A 23,857-nucleotide genomic window follows, 5' to 3' on the forward strand; every position below is an offset into this window, starting at 1 on the left:
GGAGATGCCGGCAACGCCGCAGGCGGTGTGGCGGGCGCTGAAGACCGTGCAGCCGGCGCAGGCGGCCGAATAGGCCGCCGGCCAGCGACCGGAGAGGGGCAACAAGCAGCGCGGTGTTCCGCGCCACGCAACGGGACAGAACAGGCCGGGGCCTGACGGGATGGGCCGCCGGACCTGACGATGCGGCCGAACGACAGGGCCGAACGACAGGGCCGGAAGATCGGGCCGGCTCAGGCTGGCCAGGACAGATGGGCGCGGGCCGCAAGCCGGCAGCGCAACGAGGGAGAGGGACATGTACGAGACCACCTATCACCGGGCAACGAGCGTGGCGGACGCGGCTTCGAAGCTTGCAGGCGCCGAGGAGGCGAAGATCCTGTCGGGCGGGCAGACCCTGCTGCCGACGATGAAGCAGCGCCTTGCCGCCCCGTCCGATCTGGTCGATGTCGCCCATGTGGCGCAGATGAAGGGCATTGCCGAGACCGGCGGCGCCTTGCGCATCGGCGCGGCGACGACCCATGCCGAAGTGGCCGGGTCCGACATCGTGCGCCGCCTGGCGCCGGGGCTTGCCGATCTGGCCGGTCATATCGGCGACCCGCATGTGCGCCATCGCGGCACGATCGGCGGCTCGCTGGCCAACAACGACCCGGCCGCCGACTATCCGGCCGCCGCCCTGGCGCTTGGCGCCACCATCGTCACCGACCGGCGCGAGATCGCCGCCGCCGACTTCTTCACCGGCCTGTTCGAGACGGCGCTGGAAGAGGGCGAGATCGTCACCGCGGTCATCTTCCCCGCCTGCGCGGCCTGCGCCTATGCCAAATACCCCAACCCCGCCTCGCGCTATGCCATGGCCGGGGTGTTCCTGGCCAGGACCGGTGCGGGCATCCGCGCCGCCGTCACCGGCGCCGGCGCCAGCGGCGTCTTCCGCCATGAAGGCCTGGAGGCCGCGCTCGCCGAAAGCCTCACCCCGCAGGCCGCGGCCGGCGTCGCAACCGATCCCGGCACCCTCATCTCCGACATCCACGGATCGGCCGAATACCGCGCAAACCTCATCGCCGTCATGGCAAAACGCGCAGCAGCCAAACTCGCATCCTAACCCCACGCGCAGACCAGGCACCCAAACCGGACGCGCCAGAACACCCGAACCCGGCTCCAGAACCCGGGCTCCAGAACAAAACGGCCCGGGGAACAAAATCCCCGGGCCGTTTCGGTGTTTCTTCGTGGGTAAGCGGGTTGTTCAGGCCGCCGCCACGTCTGCCAGGAAGCGGTCGATCTGCGTGCGCAACTCGCGGGTCTTGTCGCCGACGTCGCCGGAGGCAACCAGCACCATGTCGGCCGAGGCATTGGTTTCGGCGACCGCGCTGGAGAGCTGCCCCATATTGGCCGTCACCGATGTCGTGCCTTCGGCGGCATGCTGGACGTTGCGCGAGATCTCGTTGGTCGCCGCGCCCTGCTGTTCGACAGCCGCGGCAATCGCCGAGGTGTAGCTGTCGACTTCCTGCATGGTCTGGGTGATTGCCCCGATGGCCTCGACGGCTTCCTTGGTCGAGCCCTGGATCGCCGCGATCTGCGCGCCGATCTCCTCGGTCGCCTTGGACGTCTGGTTGGCCAACTCCTTGACTTCGGCGGCAACGACGGCGAAGCCCTTGCCGGCCTCGCCGGCGCGGGCGGCCTCGATCGTTGCGTTGAGAGCCAGAAGGTTGGTTTGTTCGGCGATCGCCTGGATCAGGGTGACGACTTCGCCGATCTTGTTGGCGGCGGCGGCAAGACCCGCAACCTTCTCGTTGGTCTGGCGGGTGCCGTGCGAGGCCTGGTTGACCACTTCCGTGGTCTGGCCGACCTGGCGGGCGATCTCGCTGATCGAGGCGGCAAGCTCTTCCGCTGCCGTCGCGACGCTTTCCACGTTGCTGGTGGCGGCGCCGCTTGCATGGGTCGTCTCCTCGGCCTTGCCGGCGCTCTCGCTGGCAATCCGGGTCAGGTCGCGGGCGGTTGCCTCCATCCCGGCGGCGGTGTCGCCGACCGAGGACAGCAACTCCTGCACCTGGGCCCGGAAGGAACCGATCAACTCGTCGACGCGTGCCTGGCGTGCCGCGGCCGCCTTCTGCTCATGCTCCTGCTCTTCCCGCATGCGGGCGCGCTCGCGGGCATTGTCGCGGAAGACCTCGACCGTGCGGCTCATCGCGCCGATCTCGTCGCCGCGCTCGGTGCCGGCGATCTCGACATCGGTGTCGCCCTCGGCCAGCCGGCCCATGACATCCGTCAGGCGACGGGTCGGGCGGGTGATGGCGAGCGACAGCACGAAGGCGACGGCAATGCCGAGGCCGACGACGATCAACAGCGTGACGGCGATGGTCCAGAAGCTGGCGGCACCCGAGGTCGCGGCCTTGTCTGCCTGTTCGCTGGCAAGCGAGGTGATCTTGCCCCGCATCTCCGAAGCGACCTTGCCGAGCTCCGAGGAGGACAGGCGCACGGCGTCGATGCTGGCCGTCATGTTGTCGAACGCGCCGCGATAGGATTCGATCTCCTGCTGGGCGAGCTTGACCGTCTCGGCGACCTTCGGGAACTGGGTGGCGGAGGCGGCGAGCGTGCCGGCAACGCGGCTCAGTTCCGCGATCTCGCGGGCGACATTGTCCGGAACGACGGTGCCAAGGCCGGTCAGGAACTCCAGCGTCGTCGCCTTGACCACCAGTGCCTGCTTCGACAGGTCGCCGGCATTGGTCGAGACCAGGTCGACCTTGATCAGGTCGATGTCACGGGCCTGGACCTCCTTCTGGACCAGATCGATGGCCGTGTAGGCGGAAGTCTGTACCGCCTTCGCGGCCCCGACGATCTCCTCCAGGGCGACGTTGATCTCGCGGCGCAGCTTGTGCACCTCGGCGAAGGAGGAAGTGTCCTGCAGCTTGGTGAAGTACCCCTGCAGCTCGCCGGAGCGGGTCGCCAGCGCCTCGACGCTTGCCTGGTCGACGCCTTCGACGCGCGCATTGGTGAGGGCGCGGGCATTGTCCGCGAGCTTGTTGGCCTCCAGCACGGCCTCGTCGAGCAGGCCGGCGGCCGTCGAGGTGGTCGAGCGCAGGAACAGGAACTGGGCCCTGAGGGCTTCTTCCTGAAGCGAGACGACGAAGCGGATGATGTCGTCGGCCTTGCGGCGGGTGGCGGCGGCGCGCAAGCTTTCGCGCTTGGCGTCGCGGCGCACGATCTGCATGTCGCCATTGATCTGATTGGCGAGATCGCCCAGCTTGCCGATGGCGCCGGCAAGGTCGCTTGAAAGCTGCTGCTGGCGGGAAATCTCCTCGCCGACCTTGGCGAAGTCCCCGCGCATCACGGCCACGGAACTCACCGCGGAGGACACCGCTTCGGAGGCGGCCATATCGCCGGCGACGGATGCCTTCAGCGCCTGGAGCTCGTTCTCCAGGTCGGTGACAGCACCCCGCGTTGCCTCCGCGTCGGCAGCGTCACGGCTTTGCAGGAAGGTCTCCCGCAGTGCGGACACATCCTGCAGCCGCGCCATGACCCCCGTGGCAATCTTCGACGTTTCCATTTGATTGGTCAGACCGCCGATCGCCATTGTGCCGACGCCGCCGACAACGGCAGCAAGCAGCAGCACGACGGCGAACCCGCCGCCGATCTTCGCGGCAAACCCGAGATTGCCAACCAGGCCAAGAATCCGGGACATCAATTATCCTCCACACGCATTAGCTGAGCGACAATAGGCCGCCGTCCGTGAATCTTAGGTAAAGTGCGGTGAATTTCTTTCACGCCGACAACTTCTGCGATTCCAGAGGTTTGACAGAAAACGGCGCGGCATTGGATGCCGCGCCGCCTGTGTCAAATCCACTCTCGTCAAAAGACGGCCTCAGGCGGCGGCGACACGGTTGAGGAAGCGGTCGATCTCCTCGCGCAGGGCGTCGGTGTTGCGGCTCATGGCGCCGGAGGCATCGAGCACGTTGCCGGCCGCCGCCGAGGTGCTTTCCACTGTCGAGGCGAGCAGCTCCATGTTGCGGGTGACCGCACCGGTGCCTTCCGCCGCCTGCTGCACCGAGCGCGAGATGTCGCTCGTCGCCGCGCCCTGCTGCTCGACCGCGGAGGCGATCGAGGCGGTGTAGCCGTTCACTTCCTGCATGATCTGGGCGATCTCGCCGATGGCCGAGACGGCCTCGCCGGTCGAGCCCTGGATCGCCGCGACCTGGGCGCCGATCTCCTCGGTCGCCTTGGAGGTCTGGGTCGCCAGTTCCTTGACTTCGGCGGCGACGACGGCAAAGCCGCGCCCGGCCTCGCCGGCCCGTGCCGCCTCGATGGTGGCGTTCAGCGCCAGAAGGTTGGTCTGCTCGGCAATCGCCTGGATCAGCGAGACGACCTCGCCGATCTTGTTGGCGGCGGCGGCAAGGCCGGCGACCTTCTCGTTGGTCGAGTGGGTGCCCTGGGTGGCCTGGTCGACGACCTGGGTGGTCTGGCCGACCTGGCGCGAGATCTCGGCGATGGAGGCGGAGAGTTCCTCGGCTGCGCTGGCGACGGACTGGACATTGTCGGTTGCGGTCGAGCTTGCCTGCGAGGTCTCGCCGGCCCGTTCCGCGCTTTCATGGGCGGAAGCAGAGAGTTCGCGCGCCGTCTCGTCGAGACCCGAAGCGGTCTGGCTGACCGTGCCGATCAGGGTCTGGACGGTGGTCCGGAACTCGGCGATCAGCCCGTCGATCTCGCCCTGGCGGTTGCGGCTTTCGCTGGTCGCTGCCTCGCGATCTGCGGCGAGGCGGCGGCGCTCCAGAGCGCGCTCCTTCAGCACGTCGACGGCGAGAGCGAGCTGGCCGATCTCGTCCTTGCGGTCGGTATAGGGCACTTCCGCCTCGAGATTGTCGTCGGCGATGTCGTGCGCGACTTCGGCGATGCGCGGGATCGGCTTCAGCAGGCGGCGCGCCAGAAGGGCCATGGCTGCGACGGAGACGAGCAGGATCGGCACGAAGGCGATCATCAGCTTGCTGGTGACATTGTCCATCAGTGCCGTGATCGCCGACTTGCGCACGCCGGCATACAGAATGCCGGTGATCTCGTCGGCCGGCGAGTAGATCGGCTCATAGATGGTGTAGTAGGGGGTGCCGAGGATGACGGCCTCGCCGCGGAAGGTGTTGCCCTTCGTCAGCACGGGATAGACTGCCCCGTTCTGACCAAGCGGTGTGCCCACCGCCCGCGAGCCGTCCGGCTTGATGATGTTGGTGGTCTTGCGCCAGAAATCCTTGTTTTCCGGGTTCCACTTGAAGACCGTGACCGTCTCGCCCGTCATCCGGCCGATCGTGTCGATCATGGTGTGGTCGCTGACCTCTTCGGGAATGCTCTCCATCACGACGCGGCGGACATTGCCGTCCTCGCCCCAGGTGATGGTGGTTCCGGGCATGTCGCGCTCGACGATGGTCGCGGCAACGCGAAGGCTGGCATCCTGGCGCGTGACCGCATCCGCCTGGATGCGATCGGAAAGGACCATGTAGATGACTGTTCCGACAGTGCCGAGAGCCAGCACGATCATAAGAGCAGCGGCCATCGAGACGATCGAGACCAGGTTTAAGCGTGAAAGCAGGCCCATGACCGGTTGTTCCCTCAGTTGTTTGTTGGCTACTTGACTTTGCGTTGGCAGAAAGACTGAAGCAGAAACGTAAAATTGTCGTTATCCTGAAAATGAACTCGGGTTAACCGGGTGGAAAAGAGAAATCGCGCGCATTCCCTTTCGTCAAGGAGGGGAAAGCGCGCGATTTTTCAGTTAGTTAAGCGGCGCTGACTTCCTGCAGGAAGGTCTCGAACTCCGACTTCAGACGCTGCGAGGTGGTGGTCACGCTGCGGGACGCGTCGAGAACCTCGCTGGAGCTGGCTGTCGACTGCTCCGCCGTGTCGAGAAGCCGGGCAAGGTTGTCGGCGACAGTCTTGGTGCCATGCGCGGCATGCTGGACATTGCGCGAGATCTCGCCCGTCGCGGCGCCCTGTTCCTCGACCGCGGCCGCGATCGCGGATGTGTAGCCGTTCACGTCCTGCATGGTGCGGGCGATGACCCCGATCACCTCGACCGCCTCGCCTGTCTCGTTCTGTATCGCGGTGATCTGGGCGCCGATCTCCTCGGTTGCCTTGGAGGTCTGGGTCGCCAGTTCCTTGACTTCGGCGGCGACGACGGCAAAGCCGCGTCCCGCCTCGCCGGCCCGCGCCGCCTCGATGGTGGCGTTGAGTGCCAGAAGGTTGGTCTGTTCGGCGATCGCCTGTATGAGAACCACGACCTCGCCGATCTTGTGGGCGGCGGCAGCCAGTCCGGAGACCTTGAGGTTGGCATCCTGGGCGCTGGTCGTCGCGTCCGTCACGACCTGGGTGGTCTGGCCGACCTGGCGGGAGATCTCGGCAATCGATGCGGCGAGCTCTTCCGCCGCACTCGCGACCGACTGGACATTCTCCGAGGCTTCCTGGGACGCATTGGAGGCGGTGGTGGTGCGGTCGGATGTCGAGGCCGCATTGTGCGACAGCGTTTCGGCGGCCCGTCCGAACGTCGCGTTGGTTGCCTCCGCCTGCTCCAGAAGCTGCGCGATCACGTCGCGGAAGCGGGCGATCAACTGCTCGATGCGCTGCTGGCGCCGGATCTTCGCGGCTTCCTCGCGTTGCTGCTCGCTCGCCATCGTCTCGCGTTCGATCGCGGCCTCACGGAATGCATCGACCGCAACCGCCATCTCGCCGATCTCGTCCCCACGCCCGGCGCCGGGAACAGGGGTCTGCGTGTCGCCCTCGCGCAGGGATCGCATGCGGCCGACAAGCTCATGCAGCGGCCGGGTGATGGAACGCACCAGCAGCACGCAGATGCCGCCGCCGAGCGCCAGGATCGCAAAGACGATCAGCGATTGCCGCAGCAATTCGCCGTAGAACAGGGTATCGATGTCGTCCACATAGACGCCGGTGCCGATGACCCAGCCCCACGGCATGAAGCCCTTGATGTAGGAAAACTTGCGCACCGGTTCGTCGGAACCCGGCTTCGGCCAGTGGTATTCGACCAGCCCTTCGCCCTCGGCCTTCACCAGCTTGACGAATTCGGCGAAAAAGCGCTTGCCGGTCTTGTCTTCCATGGCTTCAAGGTTCTGCCCCTCGAGCTTGGCCGAGATCGGATGCATCACCATCATGTGGTCGAGATCGTTGACCCAGAAATACTCGGTGCCCGCATAGCGGATGTTGCGCAACGTGTCGGCCGCGTCCGCGCGGGCCTGCGCATCGCTCTTCTTGCCTTCCTGCGCGAGCTTGTATTCCCGCTCGACTGCCGAATAGGCGACTTCGGAGATATGGAGCAGTTCCGACTTGCGATCTTCCACCAGACGGCTGTGGTAGCCGCTGATCTGGATGGCGAGCAGGGCGGCGATGCCGGCTGCGAAAAGAAGGACAAGTGCCCAGAGGCGGTGACCGATTTTCCAGTTCATGAAACGCTCCTTCAGACAGGTACCCGGCACCTGTCGCCCGATAAGGCACGCAGCCGACTGTTGGCGTCAAAACCGGTTCGCATGAACCGGAGACGGACCTTCCGCTACGTGTCTTCACGTCATGAATAGGATAGATCGGCTAATCATTCGTAAATTTGCCTATTTCAGCAGAAGTATGAGCTGAAATCCGCTTTTCTGTTTTCTGGAAAGGGAGTTAAGGAGGAGGTTCCGGTGATTTTCGTCACCGGCAACGAGATGTTTTACTGGTCGGGACTTTGCCGCCATGCCTGCAGGGCGAAACCTCGCACAGGCGGGAGGTGCTAACAGGAAGGCCGCGCGGAAACCCGATAATCTTTCAAGCAGAAGATGAGTCGCGTCGTCGCGCAAGCTTTTTCCGCATGCCGCGCCGCGCGTCCTGGCGTATACCGACGCAATCGGTTTGCATCGGCCCGGTTCGTCCCATATGTAGTGTCCAAAGTTCAACTTTTCGAAGGGAAGGTTGCGCGGCATGCCGCCGGCCTGCATTCGACGTGATCGTATGTTCCTGCAATGTGTTGACCGACAAGGAGTTGCGCCGCGCCGCGCGGGAGCTCCAGTCCGGTCCCGACCGCGTTGTCGTGACGCCGGGTGCGGTCTTTCGCGCGCTTGGCAAGCGACCGCGTTGTGGGGGATGCTTCAGCACGATTATTCCGATAATCCATGAGGAAGCACCGGCGGAAACGGGCACGCCGCCGGCAAAGGGGGAGACGACGGGCGATGAAGGGTGACGCGAAAGTCATCGACTACCTCAACAAGGCGCTGCGCCACGAGCTGACCGCGGTCAACCAGTACTGGCTGCACTATCGTGTGCTCGACGACTGGGGATACGGCAAGCTGGCGCAAAAGGAGCGCGAGGAATCGCTCGAGGAGATGCAGCATGCGGACCGCATCGTCGAACGGATCCTCTTTCTCGAAGGATTTCCCAACATGCAGACGCTCGACCCCTTGCGGATCGGGCAGTCTCTAAAGGACGTGATCGAGGCCGACCTTGCCGGAGAATACTCCGCCCGTGCGCTCTACAAGGAAGCGCGGGAGGTGACGCTCGCCGTCGGCGACTACGTCACCATGCGCCTCTTCGAGGACCTGATGGGCGATGAGGAAGACCATATCGACTATCTGGAAACGCAGCTCAGCCTGATCGAGCAGATCGGCATCGAGCGCTATGCACTGCTGCAGTCCTCCGCCGCCGACGCGGCTGGCTGAGCGCCCCTGCCCGGGTGTTTGCGGCCTGGCCACCGGTCAGGCGGACAGGGTCAGGTCGACGATCGAGCCTCCGGCGGCCTCCGCGTCGGCATGGTCGTGGGTGACGAGCAGCACGGGCAGTCCGCGGGCGCGGGCCTTGCCGAAGACCAGCTTGCGGATCTGGCCACGCAGCGCGGCGTCGAGCTTGGAGAACGGCTCGTCAAGCAGCAGCGCGCGCGGACGCGACAGCAAGACCCGCATCAGGGCGACCCGCGCCTTCTGGCCGCCCGAAAGCGTGGCGGGATCGCGGCCCGCGAACTCCGAAAGATCGACATCGGCAAGCGCTGCGGCAACCGCTGCCTCACGGGCGGCGCGGCCTTTCAGGTCGGGCGCCAGCGCGAAGGCGAGATTGGCGCCGACGCTCAGATGCGGGAAGAGCAAGGGATCCTGGAACAGCAGGCCAAGCTGGCGCTTGTGCGCCGGCAGTCCCGTGACCTCGATGCTGCCGGACAGCACCCGCCCGCGCGCTCGAAAGGCGGGGGCGAGAAAGCCGGCGGCATGGGCCAGAAGGCTCGACTTGCCGACGCCCGAGGGGCCCATCACGGTCAGCACTTCGCCGGGGCCGATGGTCCTGTCGAGGCCGATCAGCGGCTGCCCGGCGAGGGAGATTTCCACCTTCTCGAAGGTCAGCGGCTCGCTCATGCGCCGGGCTCCTGTTCTCGGCGGTGGCGGAAGGTCACCGCGGGAATGACCGCGGCCAGTGCGAACGCGGCAAAGGGCAGGGCCATCTGCAGCAGCGCATAGAGGCCGACGAGGCGGCGATTGCCGCCCGATGCCAGCGCCACGGCCTCGGTGGTCACGGTTGCCGTGCGTCCGCCGCCGATCAAGAGCGTCGGCAGGTATTGCGCGACCGATACGGCGAAACCGAGCGCCGCGGCGGTGGCGACGGCGCGCCGTGCAAGCGGCAGGCGGACCCGCCAGAAGGTTCTGCCGGGAGATGCGCCCAGTGCGCTCGCAACATGGCCGTAGCGCGGGTCGATGGCGCGCCAGGGGTCGGAAAGCGCCAGCAGCACATAGGGGATGACGAAGACCATGTGGGCGAGCGCGACAGCGACGAGAGTGTCGTGCAGTCCCGCCATCAGGAACAGGATCTGCAGGCCGAACAGAAAGGCGATCTGCGGCACGATCAGCGGCAGGTAGACCAGCGGCAACGACCGGTGCCGCAGGACGCGGGATCGCCGGGTCTCGTTTTCCAGACAGGCAAGCGCCAGCGTGACGGCGATCGCCACGACCGGCAGCCCGATCACCAGCGTCGTGCCGATCGTCGCTCCGGCCGCCGCCAGGTGATGTTGCCATGTTGCCAGCGTGAAGCTTGCCGGAAGGGCGTCCGGAAACCGCCAGGGTCCGGCCAGCGACCAGAGCGCGAGCACGAGCAGGCCGAGCAGCAAGGCGCCGGTCAGCACACTCATCAGCACGCCGGAAAGCGCGGCCAGGGAACGATCGGCGGCCCGCCGCCCGCCACTCGCGATCCAGCGCAGGCCGAGCCACGCGAGAACCCTCTCTCCCACGATCCAAAGGGCGATGGCGGCAAGGCTCACGCCAAGCTGCAGCAGCGCTCCGGCCGAGGCCATGAAGCGCAGCGACAGGTCAGCATCGTTCATCCAGCCAGTCAGGCGCACGGCAAGCGGCGGCGGTGTCGTCGGGCCAAGGATGAGGGCGACGTCGACCACAGAGGTGGCGTAGGCGATGACGGCGAAGACCGGTAGGCGGATCTGCGGATAGACGCGCGGCAGAACGGTCTTCAGCCACCCGGCGACCGGTGCATAGCCGAAGCTTGCCGCGACGCGCCGTGCGCGGGCCGGGTCGGCCTGCGGCAAGGCGGCGAGGACCATCAGAAAGAGGAAGGGGATCTCCTTCGCCATAAGGCCGAACGTCATGGCGATGCCCGCCGGATCGCCGACGATGAGCACGTCGGGCGGACGCGTCGCGCCGCTCGCCCAGGGCGACAGGAGCCGCATGGCGAAGCCGGACGGCATGATCAGGAAGGCAAGGCCGAAGGCTGCCGCTGCGTGCGGCACTGACATCAGTGGCGAGAGCAGGGCGCGCAAGGCGCGGAAGATGTACGTGCCTTCGAAGGCGGCGGTGAACAGGATCGTCAGCATGAAGGCGCCGAGCGTTGCCGCAAGGCCTGTGCCCATGGAAAGAAGGACGGAAGTGCCCAGCCCCGGCTGCGCGGCGAGCCGGCGGAACGCCTCAAGCGACAGCGTCTCGCCGCCGAGCGCGGGCACGAGGCCGAAGGCCGGCAGCAGCGTGCCCGCAAGACCCGCGGCAACCGGAGCCAGCATCAGGACCAGTGTTGCCGCCGGCGCCAGTCTGATCATCGTCGCGCGGCCTGCCCGGTCCGTGTCGTCATTGGGAGGCGTAGCGGGCGGTCCAGGCGCGTTCCAGCGCCGTCATCCAGCTTGCATGCGGCTCGTCGATGACCGGGCCGAGCTGCTGCGGGGCCAGCGTTGCGATGCCAAGGTCAAGCGCGGCGAAGCGGGCCTTGTCGGCATCGCTCAAGGCATCGATGGCGAGCACGGTCGGATCGCCCCAGATCGTCGGGTCCTGCTTGCGCGCCTGCGCTTCCGCGCTCAACAGGAAGTTGGCCAGAACCAGCGCCCCCGCCTTGGCATTGGCATTGTACGGGATCGCAAGGAAATGGGCATTGCCGATGGTGCCTCCGTCGAGGACGAAGGTGCGCACCGTGTCGGGCAACTCGCCGGCCGCGATCGCGGCCGACGCGCCGGCGGGGTTGAAGGTGAAGGCAATATCGATCTCGCCGTCGGCGAGGAGCTGGCGCATGGCCGGCTGGTTCTGCGGGAAGGCACGCCCCTGCCGCCACATGGTCGGGTGCAACGCGTCGAGCCAGGCAAACAGCGGCGCGACATCGCTCTCGAAGCTCGCCGGATCGACCGGCTTCGTCAGCTTGGTTTTGTCGGCGATGGTTGTCGCCAGCACCTGCTTGAGAAAGGTCGAGCCGTGGAAATTGGGCGGTTGCGGATAGGTGAAGCGCCCGGGATGGGCCTTCAGGTATTCAGCCAGCGCGGCCAGGGTCGTCGGCGCGTGCGTGAGTGTCGCCGTGTCATGCATGAAGACGAGCTTGGCCATGCCCCAGGGGCTTTCAAGCCCGTCTGTCGGCTCGGTAAAGTCCGTCAACACCGCCGGCTTGTCCGTCGTGTCGACTAGATCCCAGTTGGGGAGTTTCGTCGCCCAGCCGGGTGTCATCAGCAGACCGGCCTTCTTCAGGGAAACGAAGTTCTCGCCATTGATCCAGACCAGATCGACCGCGCCGCCGGTGTCCTGTCCGGCCGCCTTCTCGGCGACAACCCGGGCAACGACATTGGCGGTGTCGTCGACCTTCACCTGCTCGACGCTGACACCGTGCAGTTCCTTCAGCCGTTCTCCTGCCCAGGCAATGTAGCTGTTGATGCGCGGCTCCCCGCCCCAGGCATGGAAATAGACTGTCTGCCCCTGCGCTGCGTCCAGCACGGCGGGCCAGTCGGCGGGGTCGGGGGCGTCCGCTGCCTGTGCTCCGGTGAAAGGCGCGGCAAGAAGCAGGCTGGCGGCGAGCGCTGCGCCGGCAATTGGGCGCGAACAGTGGCGGCTATGGAACATGGAGGCAGGTCCTTCCCTTTTGTCCTTTCCTGCAAGAGGCGGCAATGACGGTCAACACACGGCTTCGTTATGGTGCCGTGGCCTTGACCTAAAGTGGCAGGACGTGGGTGTCCTTGACCTCTTCCATTACGGCGTAGGTGTGGGTTTCCCGCACACCCGGGAGGTCGAGCACGGCATCGGCAAGCAGCTTGCGATAGGCGGCCATGTCCGAGACGCGCGCCTTGACCAGATAGTCGAACCCGCCGGCCACCATGTGGCACTCCAGCACCTGGGGCACCCGCTTCACGGCCTGTGCAAAGGCGTCGAAGACATCGGGTGTGGTACGATCAAGCTTGACCTGCAGAAAGACCAGCAGCCCCAGGCCGAGGCGGAGCGGGTCGAGCTCGGCGGAGAAACGCAGGATGTAGCCGTCCCGCATCAGGCGCTTCATCCGCTCCGCCGTTGCCGTCGACGAGAGGTTCACCTTGGCCGCGAGGTCCGTTGTGGTGATCCGGCCATCCACTTGGAGGACCGCCAGAATGCGACGGTCAATCCGATCGAGCGCCGGGGTTTCAGCGGTATTTTCGGATTTCACAGAATAAAACTCCGTTTTTCAGGTTATTTTCGAAGAAAATAACGGAAGAATTGCGGTTATGATAGGGGAATTCGCTAGGCGGACGGCTCGGGCGTGGACCCGTCGGGAAATCCGCCGCGCGGCACTCGTTGTGTTCAGGAGCTGTCATGAGCCTCGCATCGGAACGCGCGCCTGTCGCGCGGTCGCATAAAGATCTTTCGCCCTTCCGCGCCCCTTTCGCTCCGTCCGATGAGGCTGCCGTCCGCGCGCTCATCGGCAAGGGGGCGCTTGACGAGGCGACCGAGGCACGGGTGGACGAGCTGGCCTCCGGCTATATCCAGGCGATCCGCTCGGCCATTGGCGGACTGGGCGGGGTCGAGGATTTCCTGCGCGAATACGGTCTTTCGACGCGCGAGGGGCTGGCGCTGATGGTGCTGGCCGAGGCACTCCTGCGCGTGCCGGATGCGGCGACCGCCGACAAGCTGATCGAGGACAAGCTCGCGGCCGCGCGGTTCGATGAGTCCGAGGGCGGCCCGTCCGACACCTGGCTGGTGTCCGCATCGTCCTGGGCGCTTGGCATCACCTCGCGGCTGATCCATCCGGGCGAGGCGCCAAACACGATCCTCGCATCGCTGGTCAAGCGCATGGGCATGCCGGCGGTACGTGCCGCCACCCGGCAGGCGATGCGTGTTCTCGGCCATCAGTTCGTCCTCGGCGAAAGCATCAAGGGCGCACTGTCCCGGGCGAAGGGTCAGGAGGCCAAGGGCTACCGGTATTCCTACGACATGCTCGGCGAGGGAGCCCGTACGGCCGAGGACGCGGAACGTTATTTCCGTTCCTATGCGGATGCCATCGAGGCGATCGGCAAGGCGGCCGGCAGCGGCGAACTGCCGAACCGTCCCGGTATATCGGTCAAGCTCTCGGCGCTGCATCCGCGTTACGAGGCGGTCAAGGGCGTGCGTGCGCGCGATGAACTCGTGCCGCAGCTTTTGAAGCTTGCCCAGGCGGCAAAGCGCCACAATCTGAATTTCACCGTCGACGCGGAGGAGGCGGACCGTCTGGAGATTTCTCTCGACGTGATCGCAGCGGTTGCGGCCGATCCTTCTCTGGCGGGATGGGACGGGTTCGGTCTCGCCATCCAGGCGTATCAGAAGCGAGCGCTCGAGGTGGTCAACTGGATGATCGGCCTTGCCGAGGCTCTCGATCGCAAGTTCATGGTGCGCCTCGTCAAGGGCGCCTACTGGGATACGGAGATCAAGCGCGCGCAGGAGCGCGGCCTGACAGATTTCCCGGTCTTCACCCGCAAGGCGGCGACGGACCTGTCCTATCTCGCCTGCGCCAGGGCCTTGCTTGCAGCGCGCCCGCGCATCTATCCGCAGTTCGCGACGCACAACGCGCTGTCGGTGGCGCAGATCGTGGCGCTTGCCGGCAATGACGGAGGCTACGAGTTCCAGCGCCTGCACGGCATGGGCGAGAGCCTGTTCAAGGCGGTGGCCGAACGCGACGGCCATCCCTGCCGGATCTATGCGCCGGTTGGCGGTCATCGTGATCTGCTCGCCTATCTTGTTCGTCGCCTTCTGGAAAACGGCGCCAATTCCTCCTTCGTCTCCGCCGTGGGCGACGCCTCCGTGCCGATCTCGCGCCTGCTCGCCCGCCCGCAGGACCTGCTTGCCGGCGGCACCCGCGCGCGCAACCCGAAGATCCCGTTGCCGGTGGCCCTCTATGGCGAGAGCCGCAACAATTCGAAGGGCCTGGAATTTGGCGTCGCCCGCGACCGTGCCCGCTTGCACGAGGCAATGGCCGGCGCACAAGTGACCGTCGACAAGGCGCATCCGCTGTATCCGGGAGCGCCCTCTGAAGGTCCGACGCGCGATATTCTGTCCCCTGTCGACGGCACCACGCGCGCCGGCCGGGTGCGCGAGGCGACGGTGGCCGAGGTTCCGGCAATGTTCGAAGCGGCCTCGAAGGGCTTTGTCCGTTGGTCGCGCACGCCGGTCGATCAGCGTGCTGCCGCGATCGGGCGGCTTGGCGACATGCTGGAGGATGACGCCCCCCGGCTGATGGCGATCCTGGCGCGGGAGGCCGGCAAGACCCTGCCCGACGGGCTGGCGGAAGTGCGCGAGGCCGTCGATTTCTGCCGCTACTATGCGGCCGAGGCGGGCAAGCTCTTCGGTGAGGGCACTTTGATGCCGGGCCCGACGGGCGAGGAGAATCGCTACCGGCTGCGCGGCCGCGGCGTCTTCGTCTGCGTTTCGCCGTGGAACTTTCCGATGGCGATCTTCCTTGGCCAGATCACTGCGGCGCTGCTTGCCGGCAACACGGTTATTGCCAAGCCGGCTGAGCAGACCCCGCTGATCGCCTATGAGACGGCAAAGCTGATCCACGCCGCAGGTGTGCCGCAAGACGTCTTCCTGCTGGCCCCCGGTGGCCGTGATCTCGGCGCGGCACTCGTCGCCGAGCCGCGCGTCGCCGGCGTCGCCTTTACCGGCTCGACGGAAACCGCCTGGGCGATCAACCGCACGCTTGCCGAAAAGCGCGGCCCGATCGTGCCGCTGATCGCCGAGACCGGCGGCATCAACGCCATGCTGGTCGATGCCACGGCCCTGCCCGAGCAGGTCTGCGACGACGTGATGATGTCGGCCTTCCGCTCCGCCGGCCAGCGCTGCTCCGCGCTCCGCCTGCTCTACCTGCAGGAGGATGTCGCCGACAAGCAGATCGAGATGCTGAAGGGAGCCGCGCGCGAATTGTCGCTCGGCGATCCGGCCGATCCGGCAACCGATATCGGCCCGGTGATCGATGCCGACGCCCGCGACCGGCTGGTCGCCCATCTGGAGGAAATGGAGCGCTCGCAAAAGGTGCTGCTCTCCTGCAAGGCCCCGGGTGGCGCGTTTGCCGGCGGCACCTGGGTGGCGCCGCATATCGTCGAGCTCGACAGTCCCGACGCGCTCACCCGGGAGACTTTCGGCCCGATCCTGCATGTGGTGCGCTACAAGGCGTCGAACCTGCCCAAGATGCTGGAGACGATCGCCGCCACCGGCTACGGCCTGACGCTCGGCGTGCACAGCCGCATCGACGCGACGGTCGCGGCCGTCGTCGATCGCCTTTCGGTCGGCAATGTCTATGTCAACCGGAACACGATCGGGGCGGTGGTCGGCACCCAGCCCTTCGGCGGTTCCGGCCTGTCCGGAACGGGCCCCAAGGCGGGCGGCCCTGCCTATCTCGGCCGCTTCGCGCTGGAGCAGGTGGTGTCCATCAACACGGCTGCCGCCGGCGGCAACGCGAGCCTCATCGCCATGGCCGAGGAAGACTGAACGGCGCACACCTGCCGGGCCAGGCCTGTGCTACTTGCGCGGCTTGGCCCGGTTGGTTGCGGAGGCTGAAAGGGGATCGTCCGGCCAGGGGTGCTTGGGATAGCGGCCTTTCATCTCCGCCTTCACCTGGTTCCAGGAGCCGCGCCAGAAACCCGGCAGGTCCCGGGTGATCTGGATCGGTCGGTGCGCCGGCGACAGCAGTTCCAGGATGAGCGGCACCCGTCCGCCGGCAATCGCCGGATGCCGGTCGAGACCGAACAGTTCCTGCACGCGCACGGGCAGGACCGGACCTTCGTCGCGGCCGTAGTCGATCGGAACATGCGAGCCGGAGGGGGCCGTGAAGTGACCGGGCAGAAGCCGGTCGAGTTCGCCAAGCCTGTGTTGCGGCAGCAGCGCCGCCAGCGCGTTGCCGAGCGTTTCGGCGCCGATCTCTCCGAGACTGCGCTTTCCCGCCAGATAGGGCCTGAGCCAGTCGTCGAGACGCTCCGTGAGCGCGGCATCCGTGACATCCGGCCAGGTCTCGGCCTCGTCCGCTGGCAGCAGCTTGCGCAGTGTCGTGACGCGTGATCTCAGGACGGCCTGCAGTTTCGACCAGGAAAGAACATCGACGCCGCGCGCCTTAATGAAACCGGCAAGAGCATCGGCCACGGCATCCGGATCGGGTGAAGGCTCGATATCCTCACGCAGCACGAGCTTGCGGTAGCGCCTGAGGCGGCGTGCCCGCACGGTGCCCGATCCGTCGCAGGTGACTTGCGTCTCTTGGGTGATCTGGGCGGCGAACAGCTCCTCGATCTCTTCTCTCGCAAGCGGGGCGGCGAGAAGGATGCGGCCACGCGCGGCGCTCCCCTGAACCTCGGCGACAACCAGAAAGGCCTCGCGCGCCAGCGCTTCTGTTTCCTCGATCCGGGCGCCGCGGCCGTTGGCCATGCGAAAGCCGCCCTTGCCGTCCTGCGCCTGCGCGACACGGTCGGGATAGGCGAGTGCGAGGATGCGCCCGGCGTCCTGCGTCGCGCTCACGTCTTCGCGCCCGCCGCCGGCAAGCCGGCGCCAACGGTCCGCAAGGCCCTGCGCGGCGCGGCTGCGCGAATCGCGGGCCCGGAGGAAGACATCGAGCCGGTGACGAAGATCGACCGAGCGTCCGCCCAGCCCCTGTTCCGACAGAAGCGCCGCGATGCTGGCGGCCAGCGTGGCCTCGCCCGACTTGCCCGTCAGCACCAGCATGTGGGCAAGGCGCGGCGCGACGGGCAGCTCGCGCATCCGCCGGCCGGTTCCGGTGAGGCGGCCTTGCGCATCGAGCGCGTCGAGGCGTTTGAGAAGCGTCACCGCCTCGTTCCAGGCAGGGTCCGGCGGAGGGTCGGGAAAGCGCAGGGCGGCCGGCTCGGTGACGCCCCAGGCGGCAAGATCGAGGGCGAGGCCGGAAAGGTCGGCTTCCAGGATCTCCGGGCGGTCGTCGCGGACAAGGGAGGCTGTCTGTGCCTCGTCCCAGAGCCGGTAGCAGATGCCCGGTTCCATGCGTCCCGCACGGCCGCGGCGCTGGTCGGCGGCGGCGCGCGACACACGCACCGTCTCCAGCCGGGTGAGACCGGTGTCGGGCTCGAAGGCCGGCACGCGGGCGAGCCCGCTGTCGATGACGACGCGCACCCCCTCGATGGTGAGCGAGGTCTGGGCGATGGATGTGGCAAGTACCACCTTGCGCCGGCCGGCCGCAGGAGGCCGGATGGCAGCGCCCTGTTCGGCGCCGGACAAGGCGCCATAGAGCGGGGCGAGGTCGGCGTCGGCGGGAAGCGTACCGGCAAGCAGGTCGGCTGCGCGGCGGATCTCGCCCTGTCCGGGCAGAAAGGCGAGGATCGAGCCGCTTTCCTCGGCGAGGGCACGACGTATGGCATCCGCGACCTGGTCTGCCGGCGGCCGCGTCGCATCACGGCCGAGATAGCGGGTCTCGACAGGAAAGCTGCGCCCCTCGCAATGAATGACCGGCGCGCCTCCCAGGTGGGCGGCGATACGCGCCGCGTCGATCGTCGCGGACATGGGCACGATGCGCAGGTCCTCGCGCAGCGCGCCCTGCGTGTCGAGGGCAAGGGTCAGGCCGAGATCGCCGTCGAGAGAGCGTTCGTGGAACTCGTCGAACAGGACACAGGCGATGCCGGAGAGCTCCGGGTCCTCGAGGATCATCCGGGTGAAGACGCCTTCGGTGACCACCTCGATGCGGGTTCTGGCCGAGACGCGGGTTTCCAGCCGGACGCGCAGGCCGACCGTGCCGCCGACTTCCTCATCCAGCATCGAGGCCATCCGAGCGGCGGCTGCACGGGCGGCAAGACGGCGCGGTTCCAGGACGATGATGCGGCCATCGCCGCGCCAGGGGGCATCGAGCAGCGCCAGCGGGACGCGCGTCGTCTTGCCGGCTCCGGGTTCGGCAACGAGGACGCAGGCATTGCTGGCTGCCAGCGTCTTCAACAGATCGGGAAGGACAGCCTCGATCGGCAGGGCGGGCTGTCCCTTGCGCGGCCCGCTCATCCGGCGGCCGGCACGCCGTCCCGCATCCAGTGTCGTCCGGCGAGCTCGACGGCAAAGAGCGTCGGTGTTCGCGCGAATGAGGCAAGCCCCTCGAGGGCAGGGTTCTCGTGACGGATCAGGAAAGTCGGGATGCTGGCGAGCAGCGCTGCATGCGGGGCCTTGGCCTCGAAGGCGGCGCGGAAGGCAGGATGCGCCAGATAGGTGTCGATCCGGCCGGGAATGCCGCCACCGAGAAAGACACCGCCACGGGCAAGGAAGGTGAGCGCATGATCGCCGGCAACCCGGCCAAGCGCCCGCACGAACATGTCCATCGTCCGCAGGCCGATCTCGTCGCCCGCATCGGCGGCCTCGGTCACGTCGCGCGGTACGGCAAAGCGCCGTTCGGTTCCGGCCTGCCTTGCTACCGCGCGCGCTAGCCTCAGGAGGCCCGCGCCGCTGATGATCCGTTCGGCGCCGATTCGCCCCTCGAGTCGCTCGATATGGGGCCAGACGCGGTAGTCGTCTTCGGAGACGGGACCGAGTTCGACATGCCCGCCTTCGCCGGGTATCGGCACCCAGGTGCCCGCGGCATGCACCATGGCGGCCGCGCCAAGGCCCGTGCCGGGGCCCAGCACGACCTTGGCCCGGTGCGGCAGCGCCGTGCCTCCACCGATCTGCCGGATATCGTCTCCTTCAAGCCCCGGAAGCGCCAGGGCCTGGGCTTCGAAGTCGTTGAGCACGACGACGCTTTCCAGGCCGAGCTGCCCGATCAAGGCGCGGGGCTCGATCACCCAGTCGGCATTGGTCATCGCAATGCGGTCGCCGGTGACCGGTCCGGCCACGGCCAGCACCGCCGTGCGCGGCATCAGGGACGTGTGGTCGAGCACCTTGTCGACCACGGCGGCGGCAAGGTCTGTATAGGCCCCGGTTGCCACCGAACCGAAGACGTGCGTTTCCGCATGCGCATCGCTGACCACGGCGAAGCGGGCATTGGTGCCGCCGATATCGGCGACGAGCACGGGAAAACGGAAATTGCGGAAGCCGGTAAGGGTCGCTGTCATCAGGCCAGGGGTATGATTTCCGGGGTGGTCGACGTGGTGGCGAGGCCGGCAAGCCGGGCCGAGCGCAGCAGGATTTCCGCCGTCGCACGGTTGAGCGCCATGGGGATGTTGTAGACAAGCGCGAGCCGCATCAGGGCCTTGACGTCGACATCATGCGGCATCGGCGAGAGCGGGTCGACCAGGAAGATCAGCCCCTGCAGCCGGCCTTCCGCGATCATCGCGCCGATCTGCTGGTCGCCGCCGAGCGGGCCGCTCTTGAGGCGCTCGATCTTCAGGGACGGGCAGGCCTCGAGAATGCGCCCGCCGGTCGTTCCGGTTGCCACAAGGTCGTACGAGCGAAGTTTTTCCTCATGCGCGCGGGCGAAGGCAACCATCTCGTCCTTGCGCGCGTCATGGGCGACAAGGGCGAGCGAGGGCCTTGCGGCGGATGCGTTGCGGCGCGGTTCGGTCAAGGGTCGATCCTGCTTGCTGCATGCGGTCGGGCGAGGATCACCGTGGCGACGATCCCCTGGACAGGATGTACCCGCTTCCGTTGCGGGTTGAAAGCCGCAGTTTGCCGGCCGCCCCGCTCGCGCCGGCAGTCCGGCCCCCGGCCGGAACCGGCTTCAGTCGTAAAGGCTGCAATTGATCGGCTTGCGCGCGTCAGCCTTCATGACGCCTGCCCGACCGGGAGCCAACCCCGCGATCTCCAGGACCAGCTTCATGCGAATGGCATCGCCGAACTGCGTCTTGGAGCGCACGGGGATGGAGAAATGACCGGGGCCGCCGATGACGCAATCTTCGTAGTAGTGGTCGAGGTTCATCATCGTCTGCCACGCGTCGCGTTCGGATTTCATCATCAGGGGCAATCCGTTGATGGTGATTCCGGCGGCGATCACCTTGTCGCGGAACTGGGTCACCTTGCCGCCCTGGTTGTTGGGCCCGTCGCCGGACATGTCGATGACCTTGCGCAGGCCTTCATACTCGTTGGACGAGACCATGGTCGCCGCCTGGGTCAGTGCCGCCGAAATAGACGTGCGCTGGCTGTGGCGCAACGGCGCCTCGGCGATCTTGGCCGCGAAGGCGGCGGCGGTCGCCGCATCGCTGACCACCGACCAGTCGGCGACAATGAATTGCTCGCCGGCACTGCCCCATTCCAGATAGGAAATGGCTATGCGCCCGGTCGGGCCGTAGCGGATCGCGTCGAGAACCTCGGGCGAGGTGATCGCGGCGATGTAGCCGGCTCGCTGCACTTCCTGCTCGTCCCGGTCCATCGACTGGGAAATGTCGACGGCAAGCACGAGCTCGACATCGACCTCGCGGTCCGGGTCATAGCCGTATCCCAGGACGGGTGCCCCGGCAGGTGCGGAGAGGGCGGCCGACGCGGCCGTCAGGGTGGCGAGGGTGAGGGCGACGCCTGCCGCCTTCGTGAAGGTCGGCAGGAAGCGCCCTGCCCGGGGATGGGGAACTGGCACGCGCATGGTCGAAACCTCCTTCAACCGGTGAAGGGCTCCCGCCTTGTTCAACGTTCCTCGCGATATGCCTTATCTTGCGTCCGTTCCCTCGATCCCGACCGCGTTTCCACGGCCCCTTCCGGCGCTCTGGCGATACGGAATAACGAGCAAGAGCCGTGCCAGACGCTGCGTAACCTTCCGTTGCCAGCATTCCCGGTCGGTCCTGCGGGGCACAAACGCCGAGCCGCAATTCGTGCGCCTCCCGATTGCCGATTTTCATCAGCCGGTTAAACGGGTCGTCTTGCGACCTTTTCCGGATGGGGGATGGGCGTTTCCTTTCGGCAAACTGCCCTTTTATTTGGCAAATGCCGCGGACTTGCAAAAACACCCGGCAGAAATTGCCTGTCTCTGCGGAAGTTTCTGCCGGGCTGTCGTCCATCCTTGCCTTTCGCGCACAGCCATCTTGCGCCAACATGCTTGACCTTGCGCGTAGGCTCATGCAGTCTCGCTTGAAAGAAATCCCAAGAGCTGAAGAAATTTTCAGCCGGAGGCGAGGGGCAGGTCATGACGAGGCGCGCGCGACCGACGCGCGCTCTTGCGTCGTGACCGTCGGACGGGAGATGCGCCGCCATCATGCAGCAGGGTGACTGGACCACGGATATGGCCATTCGCGCGGCGTGGATGTCGTTTGTGGGCGGCGCCACGCAGGGTGAGATCGCCACCCGCCTGGGCATTTCCACGGCCAAGGTCCATCGGTTGATCGCCCATGCGCAGAAGACCGGCCTTGTTCGCTTCCAGATCGCCGGCCGGCCTTCGGACTGCCTGGAGATCGAGGCGACGCTCGCCGGGGAATACGGTCTCGCGTCATGCCTGATAGCGCCTGACATCGGCGGCCAGGACCCGGATATCGAGATTCGCGCGATCGCCGAGGTGGCCGGACCGCATCTGGCCAACCTTCTCGCCAATCCCGCGGTGTCCCAGCTTGGTGTGGGAATGGGGCGCACGCTCAAGGCGGCCATCGACCTGATGCCGCGCATCCAGCGACCGGATCTCGGCATCGTCTCGATCTCGGGATCGCTGACGCGCAAACTCTCCGCCAATCCGTTCGATGTGGTCCAGCAACTGGCCGAACGCACGGGCGGCGAGGGGTACTATCTGCCCGTGCCCTATCTGGCCGAGGATGCCGCCGAGCGCGACATGTTTCTTGGTCAGCGCAGCGTTCAGGCCCTGCTGGAGCGCGCCCGCGCGTCCGATCTCTTCGTCATCGGCATCGGGTCGGTCGAGGACGACGGTCATCTGATACGTCGCGACCTGATCTCGCGCGAGGAGCAGCGCGACCTGATCGCGACCGGCGCGGTCTGCGACCTGATGGGGCGCTTCATCGGCCGGGACGGCCGGCTCGTCGCCGCCAAGCTCGGCGAGAAGGCCGTCGGCCTGCCGTTCGAGGCGGTGCGCGGCGCGCGCGTGGTCGCGCTGGCGGGAGGCTCAGGCAAGCTTGAGGCAACGCGCGCGGCCCTGCGCGCGGGGCTGATCACGGACCTGATCGTCGATGAAAGCCTGGGCCGCGCCCTGGCCTCGGCGGAGGGGACAAGACAGGCCCGATCGGCATGAAGCCGGCGGGCGACAACAGGTGGAGGTGAGTGTGGTGATGAAGCGTTTCATTCTTGGCGTCGCCGCGGCGGCTTTCCTGTCCGGCACGGCGCTGGCGCAGGAATTCCAGCCGGCGGTCGTCTATGATCTCGGCGGCAAGTTCGACAAGTCGTTCAACGAGGCGGCCTATACCGGCGCGGAGAAGTTCAAGGCCGACACTGGTATCGAGTATCGCGATTTCGAGATCCAGAATGACAGCCAGCGCGAGCAGGCGCTGCGCAACTTCGCGCGCCGCGGTGCCAATCCGGTGGTCGCGATCGGCTTTTCCCACGCGAATGCGCTGGAGAAGGTCGCCAAGGAGTTCCCGGATACCAAGTTCGCCATTGTCGACATGGTCGTCGACCTGCCGAACGTCCGCTCGATCCTGTTCAAGGAACATGAAGGCTCCTACATCGTCGGCAAGCTCGCCGCGATGGCATCGAAGACTGGCAAGGTCGGGTTTGTCGGCGGCATGGACATCCCGCTGATCCGCAAGTTCGCCTGCGGCTACAAGCAGGGCGTCAAGGAAACCAATTCCGACGCCGAGATCTTCGAGAACATGACCGGCTCGACTGGCGCGGCCTGGAACGATCCCGTCAAGGGCGGCGAACTGGCCAAGTCGCAGATCGACAAGGGTGCCGACGTGATCTACCACGCCGCCGGCGGAACCGGCCTCGGCGTGCTGCAGACTGCGGCCGATTCCGGTGCGCTCGGCATCGGCGTGGACAGCAACCAGAACGGCGTTCATCCCGGCAAGGTGCTGACCTCGATGCTGAAGCGGGTCGATGTTGCCGTCGAGACGGCCTTCAAGGACGCCAAGGACGGCAACTGGACATCCGGCTTCTACACGCTCGGCCTTGCCGAGGGCGGTGTCGACTGGGCGCTCGACGAGCACAACAAGCCGCTGATCTCCGACGAGATGAAGGCGGCGGTCGATCAGGCCAGGGCCGACATCGTCTCCGGCAAGATCGCCGTGCATGACTACATGGCCACGGAAGACTGCCCCTACTGATCGGGCCAACCGGCCGGAGCCGCAGCGGCAAGCCGCGGCTCCGGCCTCTTTCGACGCGCACCTTGG

General features: G+C 66.7%; 16 protein-coding genes. 5 read left to right on the plus strand and 11 right to left on the minus strand.

Features of this window, described 5'->3' with window-relative positions:
- Positions 1-292 precede the first annotated feature (292 nt).
- Positions 293-1,093, plus strand: a complete 801-nt coding sequence (locus RBB46_RS00005) for a xanthine dehydrogenase family protein subunit M (protein WP_306026776.1) — start codon at positions 293-295, stop codon at positions 1,091-1,093.
- A gap of 141 nt (positions 1,094-1,234) precedes the next feature.
- On the opposite strand, the gene RBB46_RS00010 is transcribed toward RBB46_RS00005, so the two are convergent.
- The 3 genes from RBB46_RS00010 to RBB46_RS00020 all read right to left on the minus strand — a co-directional run bounded on the left by RBB46_RS00010 (position 1,235) and on the right by RBB46_RS00020 (position 7,421).
- Positions 1,235-3,670: a methyl-accepting chemotaxis protein gene (locus tag RBB46_RS00010; RefSeq protein ID WP_306026777.1), complete on the minus strand. Its 2,436-nt coding sequence runs from the start codon at positions 3,668-3,670 to the stop codon at positions 1,235-1,237.
- 180 nt (positions 3,671-3,850) lie between these two features.
- Positions 3,851-5,566, minus strand: a complete 1,716-nt coding sequence (locus RBB46_RS00015) for a methyl-accepting chemotaxis protein (protein WP_306026778.1) — start codon at positions 5,564-5,566, stop codon at positions 3,851-3,853.
- 178 nt (positions 5,567-5,744) lie between these two features.
- Complete coding sequence (locus RBB46_RS00020; protein WP_306026779.1) at positions 5,745-7,421, minus strand: methyl-accepting chemotaxis protein; 1,677 nt, start codon at positions 7,419-7,421, stop codon at positions 5,745-5,747.
- A 756-nt stretch (positions 7,422-8,177) separates the two neighbouring features.
- On the opposite strand from RBB46_RS00020, the gene bfr reads away from it, so the two are divergent.
- Positions 8,178-8,663 (plus strand): bacterioferritin, encoded by a 486-nt coding sequence (gene bfr, locus RBB46_RS00030; RefSeq protein WP_306026781.1) that lies wholly within the window; start codon positions 8,178-8,180, stop codon positions 8,661-8,663.
- A gap of 36 nt (positions 8,664-8,699) precedes the next feature.
- Here the strand turns inward: bfr and RBB46_RS00035 are convergent, their stop codons facing one another.
- The 4 genes from RBB46_RS00035 to RBB46_RS00050 form a co-directional block, all read right to left on the minus strand.
- Positions 8,700-9,344 carry an ATP-binding cassette domain-containing protein gene (locus tag RBB46_RS00035; protein ID WP_306026782.1) on the minus strand — a complete coding sequence of 215 codons (645 nt, stop codon included), beginning with the start codon at positions 9,342-9,344 and terminating at the stop codon, positions 8,700-8,702.
- Positions 9,341-11,023: an ABC transporter permease gene (locus RBB46_RS00040; RefSeq protein ID WP_306026783.1), complete on the minus strand. Its 1,683-nt coding sequence runs from the start codon at positions 11,021-11,023 to the stop codon at positions 9,341-9,343. Before RBB46_RS00040 ends, RBB46_RS00035 begins: the two co-directional genes overlap by 4 nt.
- A gap of 28 nt (positions 11,024-11,051) precedes the next feature.
- Entirely contained in the window at positions 11,052-12,299 is a 1,248-nt protein-coding gene (locus RBB46_RS00045; protein WP_306026784.1) for an ABC transporter substrate-binding protein, read from the minus strand.
- Between the two features lie 88 nt (positions 12,300-12,387).
- Complete coding sequence (locus RBB46_RS00050; protein ID WP_306026785.1) at positions 12,388-12,873, minus strand: Lrp/AsnC ligand binding domain-containing protein; 486 nt, start codon at positions 12,871-12,873, stop codon at positions 12,388-12,390.
- A gap of 146 nt (positions 12,874-13,019) precedes the next feature.
- Here RBB46_RS00050 and putA point away from each other — a divergent pair, with 146 nt between their 5' ends.
- On the plus strand, positions 13,020-16,163 hold the full coding sequence (gene putA / locus RBB46_RS00055) for a bifunctional proline dehydrogenase/L-glutamate gamma-semialdehyde dehydrogenase PutA (protein WP_306026786.1): 3,144 nt from the start codon (positions 13,020-13,022) through the stop codon (positions 16,161-16,163).
- Between the two features lie 30 nt (positions 16,164-16,193).
- Here putA and hrpB read toward each other — a convergent pair whose 3' ends face one another.
- The 4 genes from hrpB to RBB46_RS00075 all read right to left on the minus strand — a co-directional run bounded on the left by hrpB (position 16,194) and on the right by RBB46_RS00075 (position 21,177).
- Positions 16,194-18,677 carry an ATP-dependent helicase HrpB gene (gene hrpB / locus RBB46_RS00060; RefSeq protein WP_306026787.1) on the minus strand — a complete coding sequence of 828 codons (2,484 nt, stop codon included), beginning with the start codon at positions 18,675-18,677 and terminating at the stop codon, positions 16,194-16,196.
- Complete coding sequence (gene glk, locus RBB46_RS00065) at positions 18,674-19,717, minus strand: glucokinase (protein WP_306026788.1); 1,044 nt, start codon at positions 19,715-19,717, stop codon at positions 18,674-18,676. The genes hrpB and glk overlap by 4 nt, the downstream gene beginning before the upstream one ends.
- Positions 19,717-20,169, minus strand: a complete 453-nt coding sequence (locus RBB46_RS00070) for a methylglyoxal synthase (RefSeq protein ID WP_306026789.1) — start codon at positions 20,167-20,169, stop codon at positions 19,717-19,719. The genes glk and RBB46_RS00070 overlap by 1 nt, the downstream gene beginning before the upstream one ends.
- 153 nt (positions 20,170-20,322) lie before the next feature.
- Complete coding sequence (locus RBB46_RS00075; RefSeq protein ID WP_306026790.1) at positions 20,323-21,177, minus strand: DUF1194 domain-containing protein; 855 nt, start codon at positions 21,175-21,177, stop codon at positions 20,323-20,325.
- A 606-nt stretch (positions 21,178-21,783) separates the two neighbouring features.
- On the opposite strand from RBB46_RS00075, the gene RBB46_RS00080 reads away from it, so the two are divergent.
- Positions 21,784-22,761 carry a sugar-binding transcriptional regulator gene (locus RBB46_RS00080; RefSeq protein WP_306026791.1) on the plus strand — a complete coding sequence of 326 codons (978 nt, stop codon included), beginning with the start codon at positions 21,784-21,786 and terminating at the stop codon, positions 22,759-22,761.
- A gap of 37 nt (positions 22,762-22,798) precedes the next feature.
- The gene (locus RBB46_RS00085) at positions 22,799-23,791 is read left to right on the plus strand and encodes a BMP family protein (protein ID WP_306026792.1); all 993 of its coding nucleotides are present in this window, start codon (positions 22,799-22,801) and stop codon (positions 23,789-23,791) included.
- Positions 23,792-23,857: the final 66 nt, after the last annotated feature.

Source organism: Stappia sp. MMSF_3263, from assembly GCF_030733745.1.
Classification (GTDB): domain Bacteria; phylum Pseudomonadota; class Alphaproteobacteria; order Rhizobiales; family Stappiaceae; genus Stappia.

Excerpts from the sequence above, each read along its gene's own strand:
- RBB46_RS00005 (WP_306026776.1), top strand. The coding sequence starts at position 293 with ATGTACGAGACCACCTATCACCGGGCAACGAGCGTGGCGGACGCGGCT.
- RBB46_RS00010 (WP_306026777.1), bottom strand. The coding sequence starts at position 3,670 with ATGTCCCGGATTCTTGGCCTGGTTGGCAATCTCGGGTTTGCCGCGAAG.
- RBB46_RS00015 (WP_306026778.1), bottom strand. The coding sequence starts at position 5,566 with ATGGGCCTGCTTTCACGCTTAAACCTGGTCTCGATCGTCTCGATGGCC.
- RBB46_RS00020 (WP_306026779.1), bottom strand. The coding sequence starts at position 7,421 with ATGAACTGGAAAATCGGTCACCGCCTCTGGGCACTTGTCCTTCTTTTC.
- bfr (WP_306026781.1), top strand. The coding sequence starts at position 8,178 with ATGAAGGGTGACGCGAAAGTCATCGACTACCTCAACAAGGCGCTGCGC.
- RBB46_RS00035 (WP_306026782.1), bottom strand. The coding sequence starts at position 9,344 with ATGAGCGAGCCGCTGACCTTCGAGAAGGTGGAAATCTCCCTCGCCGGG.
- RBB46_RS00040 (WP_306026783.1), bottom strand. The coding sequence starts at position 11,023 with ATGATCAGACTGGCGCCGGCGGCAACACTGGTCCTGATGCTGGCTCCG.
- RBB46_RS00045 (WP_306026784.1), bottom strand. The coding sequence starts at position 12,299 with ATGTTCCATAGCCGCCACTGTTCGCGCCCAATTGCCGGCGCAGCGCTC.
- putA (WP_306026786.1), top strand. The coding sequence starts at position 13,020 with ATGAGCCTCGCATCGGAACGCGCGCCTGTCGCGCGGTCGCATAAAGAT.
- hrpB (WP_306026787.1), bottom strand. The coding sequence starts at position 18,677 with ATGAGCGGGCCGCGCAAGGGACAGCCCGCCCTGCCGATCGAGGCTGTC.
- glk (WP_306026788.1), bottom strand. The coding sequence starts at position 19,717 with ATGACAGCGACCCTTACCGGCTTCCGCAATTTCCGTTTTCCCGTGCTC.
- RBB46_RS00075 (WP_306026790.1), bottom strand. The coding sequence starts at position 21,177 with ATGCGCGTGCCAGTTCCCCATCCCCGGGCAGGGCGCTTCCTGCCGACC.
- RBB46_RS00080 (WP_306026791.1), top strand. The coding sequence starts at position 21,784 with ATGCAGCAGGGTGACTGGACCACGGATATGGCCATTCGCGCGGCGTGG.
- RBB46_RS00085 (WP_306026792.1), top strand. The coding sequence starts at position 22,799 with ATGAAGCGTTTCATTCTTGGCGTCGCCGCGGCGGCTTTCCTGTCCGGC.